Origin of the sequence: Pseudonocardia sp. SID8383 (assembly GCF_009864975.1) — a bacterium.
GTDB classification, from domain to species: Bacteria; Actinomycetota; Actinomycetes; order Mycobacteriales; family Pseudonocardiaceae; genus Pseudonocardia; species Pseudonocardia alni.
This window is the reverse complement of record NZ_WWFY01000643.1, coordinates 1-560: the sequence shown is the minus strand read 5'-3', so window position 1 is coordinate 560 and position 560 is coordinate 1. Positions and strand designations below refer to the sequence as shown.

The 560-nt window shown below is 77.5% G+C and carries 1 pseudogene; it reads left to right on the top strand.

Annotated features, from left to right (window positions below):
• Nucleotides 1-560: pseudogene (locus GTW08_RS15745) on the top strand (transcription termination factor Rho); the annotation flags it as partial.

The window sequence follows — 560 nt, the reverse complement described above, 5'->3', positions numbered from 1 at the left end:
CGAGCAGGCCGCCCCCGCCGCGAGCGCGCCGGAGAAGGCCGACAGCACCCCGGCCCCGGCCGCGGAGCGTCGTGAGGACGCCGACGGCGCCGGTCGTCGTGGTCGGACCCGCCGCCGCGGGCAGGGCGACGACAACGGCCAGAAGGACAACGGCCAGAAGGACAACGGCCCCCAGGGCGCCCCGAAGGACCCCGCCACGGACGCGGGCCAGAAGGACGCGGGCCAGCGGGACGCGGGCCAGAAGGACGCCCGTCGCGACGCCGACGGCGACGACCCCGGCACCGACGGCGACCGCCGTCGCGGCCGTGGCGCCGACCGCAACGCCGAGCGCGGTGCCGACCGCAACGGTGCCGACCGCAACGGTGGCGACCGCACCGGTGAGGGCCGCGACGACAACGGCCGCGGCAACGGCGACAACGGCCGTGGCGGGCGCAACCGCGACGGCGACGACTCCGGCCGCGGCAACCGCGGGAACCGCAACAACGACCGGACCGGCGACCGCGGTGACAACCGTGGTGAGCGGAACGGCGACCGGAACAACGACCGCGGTACCGACCGGA